We start from the raw sequence: 18,433 nt of genomic DNA on the forward strand, positions 1-18,433 counted from the left end.
ACGGGTGCGAGGGCGGTGCGCCCGCTCGGGCGCACGGCCGACCGGGTGCACGGGTCGGGGGCACGGCCCACCGGGCGCACCCCCCGGCGCGCGTATCAGCCGCCCCGCACCGCTGTCCTCCCACACAGGACCGTCGCCGCACGGTCCGGACCGGGCCGTCGCCGAACGGCCCGACGACGGCCGGCCGAGGGGGTGTCCACGTGGAGCGACGACTGCGTCCCGGCGCGTCGCTGCGGGACGGGCAGGCGCTCGTCTCGGGGGACGGCCGCGCGCTCCTGACGATGCAGGGCGACGGGAACCTGGTCCTGTACGAGTACTTCGCGAGCGGCCGGCGCGCGCACCTGTGGGACAGCGCGACCGCGGGCAGCCCGGGTGCGGTAGCGCACCTGCAGGACGACGGCGAGCTCGTGGTGCGCCGCGCCGACGGTCACGTGCTGTGGGACTCGGGGACGGCGGGCAGCGCGGGCGCGGAGCTCGTGCTGCGCGACGACGGCGACCTGGTGCTCGAGCGGCCCGACGGGAGGACCGCCTGGGCGTCGGGCACGCGGCTCGGGTACGCGCGCGTCGACTTCCGGCCCGAGCGCGACGGCTTCGCGTTCCCCGACGCGTTCGCGGGCGTCGTCGCGACCCTGCCCGGGGTCGGCGACGTCGCGGTGTGCGGGCTGTGCGGCGGCATGGCGTTCGCGGCGCTCGACCACTGGTACGCAGGCGTACCCGTCCCGGCGGCGGACCCGTCGGCCCCGGTGCCCGACGACGTGCCGCCCGACGGGCACCCGCTCACCGAGCACCTGCGCGCGCGCACCGACGACTCGTTCCGGGTGCCGTCGGCCGCGCGGTTCGCCGAGTGGTCGGCCCACCCGGACCACGCGACGTGGCTCTACGAGGGCGTCGACCGCTGGTGCACCGAGGGCGAGCTGCCGCGGCTCGTCGCGGAGCTGCGCGCCGGGCGCCCGGTGCCGCTCGGGCTCGTGCGGGCCCGCTCGCTCGCGGAGGCCGGCGAGAACCACCAGGTCGTCGCGTACGGGTTCGAGCACGACCGCGCGACCGGGCGCACGACGGTGCTCGTGCACGACAGCGCCGCGCCGGGGGTCGAGGTGCACCTGACGTCGGAGCGCGACGAGGTCGGCTGGACGTCGTCGGTCGGCGGTCGGTGGCGCGGGTTCTTCGTGCAGGACTACACGCCGCGCACGCCGCCGCCCGGTCCCGTGCGGGCGGCGGCGTCGGGCGGCGCGGGCGTGCGCGGAGCGACGGGACCGGACCGCCGCGAGGTCGCCCGGGCCGCGGGACGCTGACGCACGACGGCCCCCGGGTGCACCGCACACCCGGGGGCCGTCCTGCTGCGCGGGACCGGTTCGGCGCCGGTCCCGCGGCCGGTCAGCGGTCGACGCGTGCGCTGCCGCCGCCGGCGAGCTTGAGCACCTCGGCCTTGGTCACCATCGTGGTGTCGCCCGGGGTGGTCATCGCGAGCGCGCCGTGCGCCGCGCCGTACTCGACGGCGGTCTGCAGCGGCTGCCCGTCGAGCAGGCCGTAGATGAGGCCCGACGCGAACGAGTCGCCGCCGCCGACGCGGTCGAGGATCTCGAGGCGCTCGCGGTGCGTGGCCTGCACGACGCCGGTCTCCTTCGACCAGGCGATGGCGCCCCAGTCGTTGACCGTCGCGGAGCGCACGGTGCGCAGCGTCGTGCCGATGACCGAGAAGTTCGGGTACGTCGCCGCGGCCTTCTCGATCATCGCCGTGAACGAGTCGAGCTCGAGCTCGGAGAGGTTCTGGTCGACGCCCTCGACCTCGAAGCCGAGGCTCGCGGTGAAGTCCTCCTCGTTGCCGATCATGACGTCGATGGACGGCGCGATGGCCCGGTTGACCTCCTGCGCCTTGGCCTGGCCGCCGATCGCCTTCCACAGGCTGGGGCGGTAGTTGAGGTCGTAGGAGACGACGGTGCCGTGCCGCTTGGCCGCGGTGACCGCCTCGAGGACGACCTCGGCCGCCGACTCGCTGAGCGCCGCGAAGATGCCGCCCGTGTGCAGCCACCGCGCGCCGAGCGTGCCGAACAGGTGGTCCCAGTCGACGTCGCCGGGCTTGAGCTGGCTCGCGGCGGTGTGCCCGCGGTCGCTCACGCCGACCGCGCCGCGCACGCCGAACCCGCGCTCGGTGAAGTTGAGGCCGTTGCGCACGCTGCGGCCGATGCCGTCGTACGGCACCCACCGGATGTGCTCGGTGTCGAGCCCGCCGGTGAGGACGAGGTCCTCGACGAGCCGGCCGATCTCGTTGTCGGCGAGCGCGGTGACGATCGCGCCGCGCAGCCCGAACGCCCGGCGCAGACCGCGGGCCACGTTGTACTCGCCGCCGCCCTCCCAGGCGCGGAACTGCCGGGCGGTGCGGATCCGGCCCTCGCCGGGGTCGAGGCGGAGCATGACCTCGCCGAGGGACACGATGTCGTAGCGGCACTCGGACGCGGGGCGGATCTGGAGCTCGGTCATCGGGGCTTCCTCGTCGGGCAGGTCGGGCGGGTGCGGGTGTGCAGCGTGCCGGGCGTGCGGCGTGCAGGTGCGTGCTGCGGGTGCGGCGACCGGTGGTCGTCGGGGTCGGACGCGGCGAGCCGACGGGCGCCGCCGGGCGGCGAGGCCGTCAGGCGCCGCGGGCGGCGAGCGCGACGGCGGAGGCCGTGAGCTCGGTGATGCCGGCGGTGTCGCGGGCGCGGATCCTGTCGCGCGGGACCATCCACGAGCCGCCGACGGCCGCGACGGACGGCAGCGCGAGGTACTCGTGCAGGTTCGTGGGGCTCACGCCGCCGGTCGGCACGAACTGCACGCCGCCGAACGGCGCGGCGAGCGCGGCGATCGCCGGTGCGCCGCCCGAGGTGCCGGCCGGGAAGAACTTGACGGTCGTGAGGCCGAGCTCGAGCGCGGCCTGGATCTCGGTCGCGGTGACCGCGCCGGGCAGCGCGAGGATGCCGTGCTCGTGGCAGCGCTCGACGACCGCGCGGCTCGTGCCCGGGGACACGACGTAGCTCGCGCCGGCGGCGACGGCCTGGTCGACCTGCTCGACGGTGAGCACCGTGCCGGCGCCGACGAGCACATCCCCGCGGCCGGCGAGCACGCGGATCGCCTCGGCCGCCGCGGCGGTGCGGAACGTGACCTCGGCGACCGGCAGGCCGCCGGCGACGAGCGCGTCACCGAGCGCCGGGGCGTCGGCGGCGTCGTCGAGCACGACCACGGGGACGAGGCGGGCCTCGGCGAGGGCTGACAGGGTGTCCATTCGGGTTCCGTTTCGCTAGGCGCAATGGCCGTGTCGTTGTGTGAAACGACTGTCGCACACGAAGGGCGTGCGGCTCAACCCCCGGGGGCGTGCGGAGCGAGCCGCGCACGCCTCCCCGGCCCGGCCGTCAGCGGGCGAGCCAGCCGCCGTCGACGGGCAGGATCGCGCCGTTGACGTAGTCGGCCGCGTGCGAGCACAGGAACAGCACCGCACCCGCGATGTCCGAGGCCAGCGCCCAGCGCCCCGCCGGGATGCGGCTGAGGATCTCGTCGCTGCGCGCCTGGTCCTGGCGCAGGTCGTGGGTGTTCGCGGTCGCGACGTACCCGGGTGCGACGGCGTTGACGTTGACGCCCGACTCGGCCCACTCGTTCGCGAGCGCGCGCGTCAGGCCGGCGATCCCCGACTTCGACGACGTGTAGCCAGGGACGTTGATCCCGCCCTGGAAGCTGAGCATCGAGGCGGTGTTGACGATCTTGCCGGAGCCGCGGGCGACCATCGTGCGGCCGACCTCGCGCGAGAGGACGAACGCCGAGCGCAGGTTGACGTCGAGCACGTGGTCGAAGTCCTCGTCGGAGTGCAGCGCCGCCGGCGTGCGGCGGATCGTCCCGCCGTTGTTCACGAGGATGTCCACGTCCCGCGCCGCGAGGTCCGCCGCGAGGGCCGTGACCTGCTCGCGCACCGAGAAGTCGGCCTGCAGCGGCACGAACGTGCGCCCCAGCCCCTCGACCACGGTGCGCGCGTCGCTCTCGCCCGCGGGCATGTCGTGGCTCACGCCGATGATGTCCGCGCCCGCCGAGGCCAGCGCCTCCGCGATCGCGAGGCCGATCCCCCGGCTCGCCCCGGTCACGACCGCGGTCCGGCCCGAGAGCCCGAACAGGCTCTCGGCGTACGCGGCGGTGCTGTGCGGGGCGGCGGGGCTGGTGGCGGTGCTCATGTCGGCTCTCCTGGTGAGGGGTGGCGAGCCGACCGGAGGGTCAGCCCGTGTGACCGAGTGCCGCGGAGATGCGCTCCGCCGCCTCGACGGCCAAGGGGGCCATCGCCTCGATCTGGTCGATGCTGTGCTCGAGCGTCAGCGTCGAGATGCTGAGCCCGTAGGTGATGCTGTGCGTGGTGTCCCGGATGGGTGCGGCGACGCAGGCGACGCCGGGGACGTTCTCCTCGCGGTCCATCGCGTAGCCGAGCCGCCGGATCTCGGCGACCTCGGCCCGCAGCTCCTCGAGGGTCGTGATGGTGTGCGGGGTGCGGCGCGGGAGCCCGACGCGCTCGACGAAGCGCTCGAGACCCTGGTCCGTGAAGCCGCTGAGCACGGCCTTGCCGATCCCCGAGGTGTGCAGCGGGATCGCCAGGCCGACGCGCGACGGCATGAGGTACGGCTTGTCGGAGTCCGCGCGGACCAGGTAGACGATCTCGTCGCCGTTCTTGGCCCCCACGTGCACCGTGCAGTGCGTCCTCTCGACGAGCTCGTCGACGAACGGCTGGGCGATCGCCGCGATGTCGATGCGGGCCATCGCCTGCCCGGCGAGCGACAGGATCTTGGGCCCCGGCAGGTAGGTGCCGTCCGCGGCGAGCGAGACGAACTGCCGGTCGATGAGCGTCGCGAGGATCCGGTGCGTCGTGGCCTTCGCGAGCCCCGTCGCCTCGACGACGTCGGTGAACCGGCCGTGCGCCATCGCCGCCTCGAGCACGAGCAGCGTCTTCTCGCTCGCCCCCAGCACCGGGGCGACCGGCGGGACCGGTGGGACGGCCACGTCACCCGGCGGCTGGTCCCCTCGTCGAGTGCCTGGTGCGGGCGTCGAGTCGGTGACCATGTCCGTCTGCCTGTCGTTCGGTGCGCGTCAGCGCATGTCGGTGATGGGGTGCCCATCCATGTCGTCGAACGCCTGATTCTCGCCTGCCATGGCCCACACGAACGAGTAGCTCGCGGTCCCGACCCCCGAGTGCACCGACCAGCTCGGGGAGATCACCGCCTCCTCGTTGCCGACGAGCAGGTGGCGCGTCTCGTCGGGCAGGCCCATGAGGTGCACCACGCGCGCGTCCGCCGGCAGGTCGAAGTAGAGGTACGCCTCGGTCCGCCGGTCGTGCGTGTGCGCCGGCATGGTGTTCCACATGCTGCCCGGGTGGAGCTGGGTGACCCCCATGACGACCTGGCAGCTGCGCACGCCGTTCTCGTGGATGTACTGCGTGAGCGTGCGCCGGTTGGACGTGAGCGGGTCGCCGAGCTCGCGCACGGTGCCCTCCCCCGCCGCGACGAACGTCGTCGGGTAGGACGTGTGCGCGGGCGCCGAGGCGACGTAGAACCGCGCGGGCCCTGCCTCGCCGGCGGCGTCGGTCGACGCGAACGTGACCTTCTCGGCGCCGCGTCCGACGTACAGGCACGAGCCGTGCCCGGCGTCGTACGTCGTGCCGTCGACGGTGATCGTGCCCGGTCCGCCGACGTTGACGATCCCGGCCTCGCGGCGGGCGAAGAACTGCTCGCTGCGGATCTCCGGGGCGCCGACGAGGTCGAGCGGCGCGTCGGTCGGGACGGCGCCGGCCAGCACCATCCGGTCGTGGTGGGTGAGGACCGAGCGGACCTCGCCGGCCACGAACAGGTCGGGGACGAGGTACCGGCTGCGCAGCCCGGCGGTGTCGAGGCCGGGCACCTGGTCGGGGCTGGTGGCGTAGCGCTGTTCCATGAGGCTCCTTCTCGGGGAGGGGTAGGGGGTGCGGGCGCGCCCCGGTGGAGGCGCGCCTGCGGGCGGCGTCAGGGGGTGATGAGGCCGAGGGCGGTCGGCAGCCAGAGCGACAGGCCGGGGGTGAAGATGACCATGATGAGCGTGGCGACGAGCGCCGCGAAGAACGGCAGGAGCTGCCGCACGACCGGCTCGATGCCGACCCCGGCGATCTTGGCCCCGACGAACAGGACCGTGCCGACGGGCGGCGTGATCGTGCCGATGCAGAGGTTGAAGATGATCATGATGCCGAAGTGCACGGGGTCGACCCCGAAGCTCACGACCATCGGCAGGAAGATCGGCGTGAAGATCAGCACCGCCGGGGTGGCGTCCATGAAGCAGCCGACGACCAGAAGCACGACAGCGATGAGCAGGAGCAGGACCACCGGGTTCTCGCTGATCCCGAACATCGCCGACGAGACGGCCGCGGGGACCTTCGCGAACGACAGGACGAAGCCCATGATCGTCGAGACGCCGACGAGGAACATGACCACCGCGGTCGTGCGGGCGGCGTCGATGAGGATCCGCGGGAGGTCGCCGACCGTGATCGTCCGGTAGACGAAGGACAGGACGAGCGAGTAGATCACCGCGATGCACGCGGCCTCCGTCGCGGTGAAGAAGCCCGCGAGGATCCCGCCGATCACGACGGCGATGAGCAGGAGCGACGGGACCGCGTCGAGCACCGTCTTGACGCCCTGGCCGAAGGTGACCTTCTCCGTGTAGCGCAGCTCGCGGTGCTTGCGCGAGTACAGGTACACGATGACCATGCAGGCCAGGGCCCACAGGATGCCCGGGATGTAGCCCGCGACGAACAGCGCCGCGACGGACGTGCTCGAGACCAGCGAGTAGACGATCATCAGGTTGCTCGGCGGGATCAGCATGCCCGAGGGCGCCGACGCCACGTTCACCGCGGCGGCGAAGCTCTTGTCGTAGCCCTCCTTGGCCTGCAGCGGGCCCATCGTCGAGCCGACCGCCGCTGCGGCCGCGATGGCCGAGCCGCTGACGGCACCGAACAGCGCGTTCGCGGCGATGTTGGTCTGCGCGAGCGAGGCCGGGGCCCGCCCGACGAGCACCTTCGCGGCGTTGATGAGCCGCAGGGCTATCCCACCGTTGTTCATGATCACGCCCGCCAGGACGAAGAACGGGATGGCGAGCAGCGCGAACGAGTTGATGCCCTTGAACATCTGCTGGGCAGCGGTCAGCACGCCGTTCTGGGTACCGACGATGACGAACATGGCGAGCGTGGCGGACAGCCCGACCGCGATGCTGATGGGCGCACCGATCAGCAGCAGGACGGCGATGCCGACGACGAGGACGAGACCGGCGAGTGCGGCGATATCCATGGTGTGCCCCTCCCTACGAGATCTCGAGCTCGGCGTCCGGGTCGACCGCGAGCTCGGCGCCCGTGATGATCCGGATCAGGTGGTAGACGGTGTAGAACGCGGTCAGCACACCCGCGAGCGGCAGCGCGAGGTAGAGCCAGCCCACGTTGACGGGCAGGCCCGTGAGGGTCTGGTCCCAGGCGAGCGCCGAGATGCGGTACCCGCCCCACACGAGCGTGAGCAGCGTGAAGGCGAGGATCGCGAGCTGCGCGAGCACGCTCGCGACGAGCTGGACCCTGCCGGGGGCGCGGGCCACGGCGATGTCGACGGCGATGTGCCCCCGCTCGCCGAAGACCAGCGCGGCCCCGAAGAGGCCCAGCCAGATGAACAGGTACTTGGCGAGCTCCTCGGACCAGGCGCTGGGGCTGTCCAGCACCTGCCGTGCGAAGACCTGCCACGTGACGTCGAGCACGAGCGCGGCGAACAGCGCCACGCACACCCACGTCAGCGCGCGGTCCAGCGCGTTCTTGACGACGGTCATGTCGGGTTCCTTCGGGAGGGTGCGCTGGTCACTTCGCCGCGGCGCGGACCTGGGCGTGGATGTCCTTGATGAACTCGTTGTCGAGCTTCGACTCCGTCAGCGGCGCGATGGCCTCGGCGAACGCGTCGGCGTCGACCTCGTTGAACTTCGCCCCGGCGTCCTTCGCGGCCTGGGTGGCGACGTCGACCTCGGTCTTCCAGATCTCGCCCTCCTCCTCGACGGCCGTCTGGACCTCCTCGAGGAAGATCTCGCGGACGTCCTCGGGCAGGGCGTCGAGGACCTTCGGGTTCACGAGCAGGTAGTCGGGGAGCATGAGGTGCTTGGTGTAGCTGAAGTACGGCGCGACCTCGGAGTGCTTGACGTTCGCGTAGGTCAGCTCGTTGTTCTCGGCCCCGTCGATCACGCCGGACTGGATGGCCGTGTAGACCTCGCCCATGCCCATGGGGGCGCCCGAGCCGCCCATGAGGCGCATCATCTCGATGTTCGTGTCCGACTCGATGACGCGGATCTTCATGCCCGCCATGTCCTCGGGCGTGTTGATCGGGCCCTTCGAGTTGTACATCGAGCGGACGCCGCCGTGGAACGCGCCGAGGACGTGCAGGCCCTCGTCGTCGAGCGAGGAGTAGAGCTCCTCGACGATCTCGGGGTCGTTCGTCGTCTCGCGCTGGTGGTCCTGCGAGTCGAACGTGAACGGCAGGTTGAAGACGACGAAGTCGGGGTTGTAGTTCTCGAGCAGCGGGCTCGCGACCATCGACATCTCGATCGTGCCGGCCTTGACGAGCTCGATGGTCTCCTTCTGCGCGCCGAGGGTCTCGTTCGGGAAGACCTCGATGTCGTACTTGCCGTCGGTGCGCTCCTTGAGCCGGTCCCCCATCGCGTCGAGCGCGATGAACTGCGGGTGGTTCGGCTGCTGGTTGAACGCGAGCTTGAAGACCGTCTCGGCGGGGCCGCCGGAGTCGGCGGTGCTGTCGCCGCCCGTGGCGGGCGCGCCGCTGCCGGCGCTGCAGGCGGCGAGCGCGAGGACCGCACCCATGGCTGCCGTAGCGGAAACGACTCTGTTTCGCCTCATCGTGAGCTCCTTGTCGGCCCACGGACGTGGGCGCTCGTGCGCCCAGGGGGTGAGCGCGGGTGACGTGCTGGAGGGGACTGCTGGGGCCGTGCTCGCCGCTGCGGGGTTCCCGCCGGGCGTCCTTGCGTGGGTCTGGACTTCGGTGTCAGACTTACATGGAACTTGGTTCCACTGAGCGGAACCGTAGCGCGGCGCAGCGCGACGGTCAACACGCCTCTCCGGGACCCGGGACACGCCCGACGCACGACCCCGACGACGCCGGAGCCCGAGGACGGGCCCCGGCACCGCACGACCCGGCGCAGCGCGCGACACCCCCGTCGCCGCGCCCGGACCGCTCCACCCGCACGGACATCGTGTCCGTGCCGCACGCCGCTCATCCCCGACGGAGGACCCATGACCACGCCCCCGAACCTGTTCGTGTCCGCGTACATCACCGCCCCCGGCGGCGACCCCGAGCAGGAGGACGCCTTCTTCGACGCGGTCGCCGGGCTCGACATCGGCGGGCTGGAGTACGGGCTCGCCCCCGAGGGCGCCCGGACGCTCGACCCGGCATGGATCGCGGCGCACGTGCTCCCGACCTGGGACCTCGTCGTCACGCTCGTCCCGACGATGATGGTCCGGCTCGGCACCGAGCCGGCCTACGGCCTCGCGTCGACGGACGAGACCCAGCGCGCCCGGGCACTCGCCGACGTCGCCCGCGCCCGCGACCTCGCCCGCTCGCTCGCCGACACGCACGGCCGCCGCCGTGTGACGGCCATCGAGATCCACACCGCGCCCGGACCGGTCCTCGGCTCGCGCGAGGCCTTCACGCGCTCGCTCGACGAGATCCTCACGTGGGACCTCGCCGGCGCCGAGCTGCTCGTCGAGCACTGCGACGCGCACGTGCCCGGGCAGACCGCCGCGAAGGGGTTCTTCACCCTCACCGAGGAGCTCGAAATCGTGCAGGGCTACGGCCTCGCGCCCGACGTGCTCGGCATGGCCGTGAACTGGGGCCGCTCCGCGATCGAGGGCCGCAACCCGGCGACCGCCGTCGAGCACACCCAGGCCGTCGCCGACGCGGGCCTGCTGCGCGCGCTCGTCCTGTCCGGCGCGACCGACGTCGACTCCGCCTGGGGACCCGCGTGGACCGACATGCACATCCCGACGCGCGGCGACGCGCCCGCGCTCGAGGCCTCCGCGGTCTCGCTGCTCGGGCCCGACGAGACCGCCGCGACCCTTAAGGCCGCCGCCGACGTCCCGCGCATCGGCCTGAAGTACGCCGTCCGACCCCAGGACGCCGACGTCGCCACGCGCATCGCGGTCCTCACCGCGACGCTGCAGCAGGTCGCGGACGCGCGCGCCGCACTCTGAGCCCGACACCGCCCGGCGCACCACCGCGTGCGCCGGGCGGTCCCCCACCTCACCCGCGGACCCGCGGGCACCCGCAACGACGCGAGGGCACCATGACCGACGACCGGACCCCCCAGCTGTTCCGCACCCTGACGCCGGGGGGCCTGCGCAACTTCACCGACACGCTGCGCGCCGAGAACACCGGCGCCGCGCTGCTCCTCGCGGGCACGGTGCTCGCGCTCGTCTGGGCCAACTCCCCGTGGGCCGACGCGTACCGGTCGCTGAGCCGCACCGTCGTCGGGCCCTCCGCGCTGCACCTCGACCTCACCCTCGCGCAGTGGGCGACCGACGGGCTGCTCGCGATCTTCTTCTTCGTCGTCGGGCTCGAGCTCAAGCGCGAGGTCGTCGACGGCCAGCTCCGCAAGCCGTCCACCGCGATCGTCCCGATCCTCGCCGCGGTCGGCGGCATGGCCGTGCCCGCGCTGGTGTACACGGTCGTCAACACCCTGAGCGACGGCGGCGCGCTCGACGGCTGGGCGATCCCCGTCGCGACCGACATCGCGTTCGCCGTCGCGGTGCTCAGCGCGTTCGGGCGCCGGCTGCCGACGGCGCTGCGGGCGTTCCTGCTGACGCTCGCGGTCGTCGACGACCTGCTCGGCATCGTCGTCATCGCGATCTTCTACGCCGACGACCTCGCGCTCGGGTGGCTCGCCGCCTCGGCCGCCGCGATCGCGCTGTTCGCGGTCCTCGTGCGCCGGCGCCGCCCGAACGCGTGGCTGCTCGTGCCGCTCGCCGTCGTCGCGTGGGGGCTCATGCACGCCTCCGGCATCCACGCGACGATCGCCGGCGTGCTGCTCGGCTTCACCGTCCCCGCGCTCGCCCGCGGCGCCCAGGACGTGAGCACCGCCGAGCGCTTCGAGCACCTGTGGCGGCCCGTGTCCGCCGGGTTCGCCGTCCCCGTCTTCGCGCTGTTCGCCGCCGGGGTCAGCCTCAGCCCGGCCGCCCTCGCGAGCGCCGCCGGCGACCCGGTCGCGCAGGGGGTCGCCCTCGGGCTCGTGCTCGGCAAGCCCGCCGGGATCCTGCTCGCGACCGTGCTGCTCGTGACGTTCACGCGCGCCGCGCTCGACCCGAGCGTGCGGTGGCCCGACCTCGCGGCCGTCGCGTGCGTCGCCGGGGTCGGGTTCACGGTGTCGCTCCTCATCGCCGAGCTCTCGTTCGCCGAGACGTCACCGCACGCCGAGCACGTCAAGGCGGCGATCCTCATCGGGTCGCTGACCGCCGCGGCGCTCGGGGCGGTCCTGCTGCAGGTGCGCACGCGGGCCCACAAGCGGCGCGCGGACGTGGCGGCGACGGAGGGGGCGACGGCGGTGGGCTGACCGCTCGCGGGCGGCGCCGTTCACCGACGTGGTCGGGCAGGGCGACGGGCCGACGGGCCTCGACGCAGGGACGGCGCCCGTCGTCCGCGCCGTCAGGCTCCGACGAGCCCCGACTCGTACGCGGCGATCACGAGCTGGACCCGGTCCCGGCAGCGGAGCTTGCGCAGCGCCTCCGAGACGTGCGACTTGACCGTCGCCTCCGTGATCCACAGCTCGGCGGCGATCTCGGCGTTCGACAGCCCGCGGGCCACCGCGCGCAGCGTCTCGAGCTCGCGCGGCGTCAGCTCGTCGAGGCCCGGCACCGGGACCGGCTCGGGCGTGCGCGCCGTGACGTCGTGCACGAGCCGGCGCGTGACCGACGGGCCGAGCAGCATCGAGCCGTCGGCGACCATCCGCACGGCCTCGACGAGCCGCTCGGCCGTGACGTCCTTGAGCAAGAACCCGCTGGCTCCCGCCCGCAGCGCGTCGTAGACGTACTCGTCGAGGTCGAACGTCGTCAGGACGAGCACGCGCGTCGCCGGGTGATCGGCGCTGATCCGGGCGGTCGCCGCGATGCCGTCGAGCACCGGCATGCGGATGTCGACCACCGCGACGTCCGGGGCGTGCCGCGCGACGAGGTCGAGCAGGACCCGGCCGTCGGGCGCGGCGCCGACCACCTCCAGGTCGGGCGCGGCGCCGAGGATCGCGGCGAAGCCCTGCAGGACGACGGGCTGGTCGTCGGCGACCACGACGCGCGTCATGCATGGCCCCCGGCGTCGGCGCGACCGGCGGGTGGCGCGGCGCGACCGGCGGGTGGCGCGGTGCGCTCGTCCGGCGCGGCGGCGGGTGCAGGGGCGGGTGGGACGGCGGCGTGGTGGTCGGCGGTCGCGACGCCGGTGGCGCCCCAGCCGCGCTCACCCCGCCCGGTGGCGCGGTGGTCGGGCCCGTCCGACCCGGCCACCGACCGGTCCCCGCTCGCCGCCGGCGCACCCGCGGGCACCGCGACGTCGAGCACGAACTGCCCGTCCACGACGCCGGCGGAGACCGTCCCGCCCAGCGCCTCGACGCGCTCCCGCATCCCGATCAGCCCGCGCCCCGTGGGGCCTGCGGCGTCCGCCGGGTTCGTGAGCCGGAAGCGCGCGGTGCCCCCGTGCTGCGACCGCACGAGCGTCGTCGTCGTGCCCGGCGCGTGCCGGCGGGCGTTGGTCAGCCCCTCCTGCACCGCGCGGTAGAGCACGTACCCCGGGCCCGCCGCGACGTCGTGCCACCCGCCCTCGACCGTCACGGGCTGCCCCGCTGCGACCGCGCTCGCCACGAGCTCGTCGACGTCGCACGCGGTCGGCTGCGGGGCACGCTCGCCCTCGGCGCCGGTGCGCTGCAGCACGACGAGCACCTGCCGCAGCTCGGTCAGTGCCTCGCGCGCGTCGACCGCGATCGCGGCGAGGACGGCGCGCGCCTCGTCATCGAGCCCGGGGTGCACGAACGGGGCCGACTCCGCGCGCACGGCGACGAGCGAGACGTGGTGCGCGACGACGTCGTGCAGGTCCCGGGCGAGCCGCGCCCGCTCCCCCGCGAGCGACTCGACCTCGAGCGCCTGGCGTTCCACCACGCGGGCGTCGGCCTCGCGTCGGCGCGAGCGCTCCGCGGAGCCCGCGGCGGCCGCGACCCCGACCACGGCCGCGATCGCGATCAGGTACGTGACGAGGACCGGGGTCTCGTAACCGGTGCCCGTCCCGGACGTCACGGGCCCGATCGGGAGCTGCGCCGGCACCTCGGTGCCGCAGTAGGCGACGACGACGAGCACGCTCGCGAGCGTCGGCACCACCGCGCGCCCGAGCCCGTCGAGCGCGGCAAGCGCCGCCACCGCGAGCATCCCGAGCCACCAGCCCCACACCCAGGAGCCCATCCACGGCAGTCCGAGGAACGGCAGCAGCGTCAGCACCGTGCCCCAGCCGGGGTTCCGGCGGCCGAGCAGGACGCCGGCCACGACGGTGGCGCCCGCGATCACCGGGAAGGGGCCGGCGAGCCCCGGGTTCACGACCTCCCACGTCAGCTCACCCCCGCGATCGACCCAGGCGCCGTAGGCGGTGGGTGTCACGAGCAGGAACGCCGCGACCAGGGCCGCCGCGGCGAGCGAAGGCACCCGCTCGCGCCGGAGCGCGCGGGGCCGGGCGGGCGGGGCGACGGTCGCCGCGGAGGTGGTCATGCCGTCATCGTCGCGCAGCGGCGGAGGCCGCCACCTCCGTCACGCGGTGGAGAGTCGGGTCCGCCGTTCGTCGACCTCGGTGCCACCGAGCGTCCGCCGACCGAGGCCGGGCAGCCACCTCGCCGATGCCCGGACCGTGGCCGCGCAGCGTCCGCCTACGGCAGCGTCAGCCCCGCGGGCAGCAGCGGCGGGAGCGTCGCGCGGATCTGCTCGTGCAGCGACGTGAACCGCTCGGCGGTCATCCGCTCGGCGGGGGCCGTGACGCTCACCGCGGCGACCGCCGTCCCGGACCGCAGGAGCGGCACCGCGACGCAGCTGATGCCCGGCTCGTTCTCCTGCTCCTCGGTCGCGTAGCCGCGCTCCCGGGCCTGCGCGAGGAGCGCCGCCGTGGCGTCCGCGTCGAGCCGGGCACGGTCGCCGGCCGCGCGCAGGTAGCCCGCGAGCACCGCACCGTCCGCGCCGCGGTGGGCCAGGAGCGCCCGGCCGAGCGCGGTCGTGACCGCGGGGCTGCGCCGCCCGACCGCGGACCACACGCGCAGCGGCCGCTCGGGCTCGACCTTGTCGAGGTAGACGACCTCCGACCCGCTGAGCACGCCGAGGTGCACGAGCTCGTCGGCCGCCTCGCACAGCGCGACGAGCGCCGGGTGCAGCAGCGCGGGCAGGTTCTCGTCGCTGAGGAAGTCGTCGCCGAGCTGCGTCGCCGCCGGACCGAGCACGTAGGCGCCCGTGACCGGGTCCTGCGTGACGAAGCCGCGGAACCGCAGCGCCGCGAGCGCGCGGTGCACGGTCGTCTTGTTGAGGTCGAGCGACGACGCGAGCTCGGCGAGGCTGAGGCCGCGGGCGCCCGCGCGGGCGAGCTCCTGGAGCGCGAGCAGCGCACGGTCGACCGCCTCGACCGGCGAGCCGACCTCCCGTGCTGCGTCCGTCATCGCGCTCCGCCTCCTGTGCTGGGGACCGTCCGTGCTCGGGACCGTCCGCGCGGTCCGTGCTCGGCCGGCGCTCGGCCGGCACCGCCTCACGGTAGAGGACCACCGGCCGCGTCCTCACGCACCCTCACCCCGCGGGGTCCCCGTCGGTGGTGCACGACGCGCCGCCGCAGGGTCGCGACGGGTGGCGACCCGCCCGGACGCGACGCGACCCGGGACCGCTGTGCGGTCCCGGGTCGGTCGGTGGTGCTGTGCTGCTCGGCCCGTCGGGTCAGCCGAGCTGCGTCTGCGGCCCCGCGCCCAGCTCACCGGATCCGGCCGAGGGCGGCGCGGCCGGCAGGTCGATCCCCGAGTTGGGGGTCCCCACCGGGGCGCCGACCGGCACCGGGTCCTTCGTGAGCGACGTGCGCGGCTTCGGGATGAAGTGGAACTCCCCGAGGATGCCCTCGCCCTCGGCGTCGATCACGACCGTCTGACCGGCCTTGATCTCGCCGAACAGGATCTTCTCGGACAGGACGTCCTCGATCTCCCGCTGGATCGCCCGGCGCAGCGGCCGCGCCCCGAGGACCGGGTCGTAGCCCTTCTCCGAGAGGAGCTTCTTCGCCGCGTCCGTGAGCTCGAGGCTCATGTCCTTGTCGCGCAGGCGGACGTCGAGCTTGGCGATCATCAGGTCGACGATCGCGAAGATCTCCGGCTGCGAGAGCTGCGGGAAGACGACCACGTCGTCGACGCGGTTGAGGAACTCAGGCCGGAAGTGCTGCTTGAGCTCGTCGTTGACCTTGCCCTTCATGCGCTCGTACGACGTCGACAGGTCCCCGCCGGCCTGGAAGCCGGTCTGCAGGCCCTTGGCGATGTCCCGGGTGCCGAGGTTCGTGGTCATGATGATGACGGTGTTCTTGAAGTCGACCACCCGGCCCTGCGAGTCGGTCAGGCGACCGTCCTCGAGGATCTGCAGCAGCGAGTTGAAGATGTCCGCGTGCGCCTTCTCGACCTCGTCGAACAGGACGACCGAGAACGGCTTGCGGCGCACCTTCTCCGTGAGCTGACCGCCCTCGTCGTACCCGACGTAGCCGGGGGGCGAGCCGAACAGCCGCGAGACGGTGTGCTTCTCCGAGAACTCCGACATGTCGAGCTGGATCAGCGCGTCCTCGTCCCCGAAGAGGAACTCGGCGAGCGCCTTGGCGAGCTCGGTCTTCCCGACGCCCGTGGGCCCCGCGAAGATGAACGACCCACCGGGACGCTTCGGGTCCTTGAGGCCCGCACGCGTGCGCCGGATGGCCTGCGAGAGCGCCTTGATCGCGGCCTCCTGGCCGACGACGCGCTTGTGCAGCTCGTCCTCCATGTGGAGCAGCCGGCTCGACTCCTCCTCGGTGAGCTTGAACACCGGGATGCCCGTGGCGAGCGCGAGGACCTCCGCGATCAGCTCCTCGTCGACCTCCGCGACCGCGTCGAGGTCGCCGGACTTCCAGGCCTTCTCCTTCTCGATCCGCTTGAGGCCGAGCTGCTTCTCGGCGTCGCGCAGGCGAGCGGCCTTCTCGAAGTCCTGCTCGTCGATCGCGGACTCCTTGTCGCGGCGCGTCTCGGCGATCTGCTCGTCGAGCTCGCGCAGCTCCGGCGGGGCCGTCATGCGACGGATGCGCAGGCGGGCACCGGCCTCGTCGACCAGGTCGATCGCCTTGTCCGGCAGGAACCGGTCGTTGACGTAGCGGTCCGCGAGCGTCGCCGCGGCGACGAGCGCACCGTCCGTGATCGAGACGCGGTGGTGCGCCTCGTACCGGTCGCGCAGGCCCTTGAGGATCTCGATGGCGTGCTTGAGGTTGGGCTCCGCGACCTGGATCGGCTGGAACCGGCGCTCGAGCGCGGCGTCCTTCTCGACGTACTTGCGGTACTCCTCGAGGGTCGTCGCACCGATCGTCTGGAGCTCGCCACGCGCCAGCATCGGCTTGAGGATGCTCGCGGCGTCGATCGCGCCCTCGGCGGCACCCGCACCCACGAGGGTGTGGATCTCGTCGATGAACAGGATGATGTCGCCGCGCGTGCGGATCTCCTTGAGGACCTTCTTCAGGCGCTCCTCGAAGTCACCGCGGTACCGGCTGCCGGCCACGAGCGCACCCAGGTCGAGCGTGTAGAGCTGCTTGTCCTTGAGCGTCTCGGGGACGTCGCCGCGCACGATGTCCTGCGCGAGGCCCTCGACGATCGCCGTCTTGCCGACGCCGGGCTCGCCGATCAGCACCGGGTTGTTCTTGGTGCGGCGGGACAGCACCTGCATGACCCGCTCGATCTCCTTCTCGCGCCCGATCACCGGGTCGAGCTTGCCGTCGCGCGCAGCCTGCGTGAGGTTGCGCCCGAACTGGTCGAGGACGGCGGAGCCGGACGGCTGACCCTCGGCAGGGCCGCCCGAGGCGACGGGCTCCTTGCCCTGGTAGCCGGACAGGAGCTGGATGACCTGCTGGCGCACGCGGTTGAGGTCGGCGCCGAGCTTGTTGAGGACCTGGGCGGCGACGCCCTCGCCCTCACGGATGAGGCCGAGCAGGATGTGCTCGGTCCCGATGTAGTTGTGGCCGAGCTGCAGCGCCTCGCGCAGGGACAGCTCGAGCACCTTCTTGGCGCGCGGGGTGAAGGGGATGTGACCCGACGGGGCCTGCTGGCCCTCGCCGATGATCTCCTGCACCTGGGCGCGGACGGCGTCCAGCGAGATGCCGAGCGACTCCAGCGCCTTGGCGGCGACGCCCTCACCCTCGTGGATCAGCCCCAGGAGGATGTGCTCGGTCCCGATGTAGTTGTGGTTGAGCATCCGCGCCTCTTCTTGGGCGAGGACGACCACGCGGCGGGCTCGGTCCGTGAATCTCTCGAACATGTGCACACTCCTCACGAGCAGCGCTCGTCCCGGCTGAGCGCCCAGGACAGGTCGGCGTTGTTCGACTGTAACGGCGTGACCCCCCGCCTACTGCCCGTGTTCGCCGCAGGCGTGACGCGGCCACCCGGCGGGTGCGGACGGGGGTGCACAGAGGGGCGCAGCGGCGTCGGCGCGGGGTACGTGCGTGCGGCGGCGCCGGATGCGCGCGGCGACGGCCGGGTCAGCGGCCGCGGTACGGGACGGCGCGGGGGCCGGCGGCCGCCGCGTCGTCGAGCAGCCCGGCCATCGCGAGCCCGCGGTCGACGAGCCGGACCCGGTCGAGCGCGGGCACCTCGTCGAGCCGGAACCACCGCGCGGCGTCGGTCGTGCCCCCGACCTCCGCGCGCAGCTCGCCGCCCGTGACGCGTGCGCGGTAGACCACCCGGATCGCGTGCGCGTCGACCGCGGGCTGCACGATCCGCTCCGCAGCCGGGACGACGACCGAGTCGATCCCGAGCAGGCCCTCGAGCTCGGCGGTGTAGCCGGTCTCCTCGTGGATCTCGCGCACCGCGGCGTCGGCCGGGTCCTCGCCGGGGTCGATCCCGCCGCCCGGGAGCGTCCAGCCCGAGTGGCCGTCGAGCACCCAGTGGGCGAGCAGCACCCGCCCGTCGTCCACCACGACGCCGTAGGCAGCGATCCGCGTCTCCACCTGCGCGAGCGTACCCAGCGGTCCCCCGGACGGCGCGCCCGCCCGCGCCCTAGCATGCGGACAACCTCTCGGAACGGAGCCCCATGGATCTCGCCGTCGCCGTCCTCGGCATCCCCCTCGTCGCCCTCGTGCTCGGCGGGCTCGTGCTCGCCGTCCGGGCCGCCCGGCGCCCG

At 73.6% G+C, this 18,433-nt stretch carries 16 protein-coding genes; 3 read left to right on the forward strand and 13 right to left on the reverse strand.

Annotated elements, in window-relative coordinates; translation table 11 throughout:
- Positions 1 to 200 precede the first annotated feature (200 nt).
- Complete coding sequence (locus tag CCE01nite_RS02315; RefSeq protein ID WP_052104196.1) at positions 201 to 1,292, forward strand: hypothetical protein; 1,092 nt, start codon at positions 201 to 203, stop codon at positions 1,290 to 1,292.
- Between the two features lie 82 nt (positions 1,293 to 1,374).
- Here the strand turns inward: CCE01nite_RS02315 and CCE01nite_RS02320 are convergent, their stop codons facing one another.
- From CCE01nite_RS02320 to CCE01nite_RS02355, 8 genes are all read right to left on the reverse strand, one after another.
- Positions 1,375 to 2,478 carry a sugar kinase gene (locus CCE01nite_RS02320; protein WP_034630872.1) on the reverse strand — a complete coding sequence of 368 codons (1,104 nt, stop codon included), beginning with the start codon at positions 2,476 to 2,478 and terminating at the stop codon, positions 1,375 to 1,377.
- 148 nt (positions 2,479 to 2,626) lie between these two features.
- Complete coding sequence (gene eda, locus CCE01nite_RS02325) at positions 2,627 to 3,256, reverse strand: bifunctional 4-hydroxy-2-oxoglutarate aldolase/2-dehydro-3-deoxy-phosphogluconate aldolase (protein WP_034630869.1); 630 nt, start codon at positions 3,254 to 3,256, stop codon at positions 2,627 to 2,629.
- 127 nt (positions 3,257 to 3,383) lie between these two features.
- Positions 3,384 to 4,190: an SDR family oxidoreductase gene (locus tag CCE01nite_RS02330; protein ID WP_052104195.1), complete on the reverse strand. Its 807-nt coding sequence runs from the start codon at positions 4,188 to 4,190 to the stop codon at positions 3,384 to 3,386.
- Positions 4,191 to 4,230: 40 nt separating this feature from the next.
- Entirely contained in the window at positions 4,231 to 5,004 is a 774-nt protein-coding gene (locus CCE01nite_RS02335) for an IclR family transcriptional regulator (protein ID WP_246056292.1), read from the reverse strand.
- Between the two features lie 87 nt (positions 5,005 to 5,091).
- Entirely contained in the window at positions 5,092 to 5,931 is an 840-nt protein-coding gene (gene kduI / locus CCE01nite_RS02340; protein WP_034630867.1) for a 5-dehydro-4-deoxy-D-glucuronate isomerase, read from the reverse strand.
- Between the two features lie 68 nt (positions 5,932 to 5,999).
- Complete coding sequence (locus tag CCE01nite_RS02345; protein WP_034630864.1) at positions 6,000 to 7,310, reverse strand: TRAP transporter large permease; 1,311 nt, start codon at positions 7,308 to 7,310, stop codon at positions 6,000 to 6,002.
- A 13-nt stretch (positions 7,311 to 7,323) separates the two neighbouring features.
- Positions 7,324 to 7,830 carry a TRAP transporter small permease gene (locus tag CCE01nite_RS02350; protein WP_034630861.1) on the reverse strand — a complete coding sequence of 169 codons (507 nt, stop codon included), beginning with the start codon at positions 7,828 to 7,830 and terminating at the stop codon, positions 7,324 to 7,326.
- Positions 7,831 to 7,858: 28 nt separating this feature from the next.
- Entirely contained in the window at positions 7,859 to 8,863 is a 1,005-nt protein-coding gene (locus tag CCE01nite_RS02355) for a TRAP transporter substrate-binding protein (RefSeq protein ID WP_246056293.1), read from the reverse strand.
- Between the two features lie 429 nt (positions 8,864 to 9,292).
- On the opposite strand from CCE01nite_RS02355, the gene CCE01nite_RS02360 reads away from it, so the two are divergent.
- Positions 9,293 to 10,249 carry a DUF4862 family protein gene (locus CCE01nite_RS02360; protein ID WP_034630856.1) on the forward strand — a complete coding sequence of 319 codons (957 nt, stop codon included), beginning with the start codon at positions 9,293 to 9,295 and terminating at the stop codon, positions 10,247 to 10,249.
- Positions 10,250 to 10,341: 92 nt separating this feature from the next.
- Entirely contained in the window at positions 10,342 to 11,604 is a 1,263-nt protein-coding gene (gene nhaA / locus CCE01nite_RS02365; RefSeq protein WP_034630851.1) for a Na+/H+ antiporter NhaA, read from the forward strand.
- Between the two features lie 92 nt (positions 11,605 to 11,696).
- Here nhaA and CCE01nite_RS02370 read toward each other — a convergent pair whose 3' ends face one another.
- The 5 genes from CCE01nite_RS02370 to CCE01nite_RS02390 all read right to left on the reverse strand — a co-directional run bounded on the left by CCE01nite_RS02370 (position 11,697) and on the right by CCE01nite_RS02390 (position 18,260).
- Entirely contained in the window at positions 11,697 to 12,344 is a 648-nt protein-coding gene (locus CCE01nite_RS02370) for a response regulator (protein ID WP_034630846.1), read from the reverse strand.
- Positions 12,341 to 13,789, reverse strand: coding sequence for a sensor histidine kinase (locus CCE01nite_RS02375; RefSeq protein WP_141371926.1), 1,449 nt, complete (start codon positions 13,787 to 13,789; stop codon positions 12,341 to 12,343). The genes CCE01nite_RS02370 and CCE01nite_RS02375 overlap by 4 nt, the downstream gene beginning before the upstream one ends.
- Before the next feature lie 155 nt (positions 13,790 to 13,944).
- A complete protein-coding gene (locus tag CCE01nite_RS02380; RefSeq protein WP_141371927.1) occupies positions 13,945 to 14,718 on the reverse strand; it encodes an IclR family transcriptional regulator in 774 nt (257 codons plus the stop codon).
- 268 nt (positions 14,719 to 14,986) lie between these two features.
- The gene (locus CCE01nite_RS02385; protein WP_141371928.1) at positions 14,987 to 17,572 is read right to left on the reverse strand and encodes an ATP-dependent Clp protease ATP-binding subunit; all 2,586 of its coding nucleotides are present in this window, start codon (positions 17,570 to 17,572) and stop codon (positions 14,987 to 14,989) included.
- 220 nt (positions 17,573 to 17,792) lie between these two features.
- On the reverse strand, positions 17,793 to 18,260 hold the full coding sequence (locus CCE01nite_RS02390; RefSeq protein ID WP_034625964.1) for an NUDIX hydrolase: 468 nt from the start codon (positions 18,258 to 18,260) through the stop codon (positions 17,793 to 17,795).
- Between the last annotated feature and the right edge of the window lie 173 nt (positions 18,261 to 18,433).

Source organism: Cellulomonas cellasea, assembly GCF_006538745.1.
GTDB classification, from domain to species: domain Bacteria; phylum Actinomycetota; class Actinomycetes; order Actinomycetales; family Cellulomonadaceae; genus Cellulomonas_A; species Cellulomonas_A cellasea.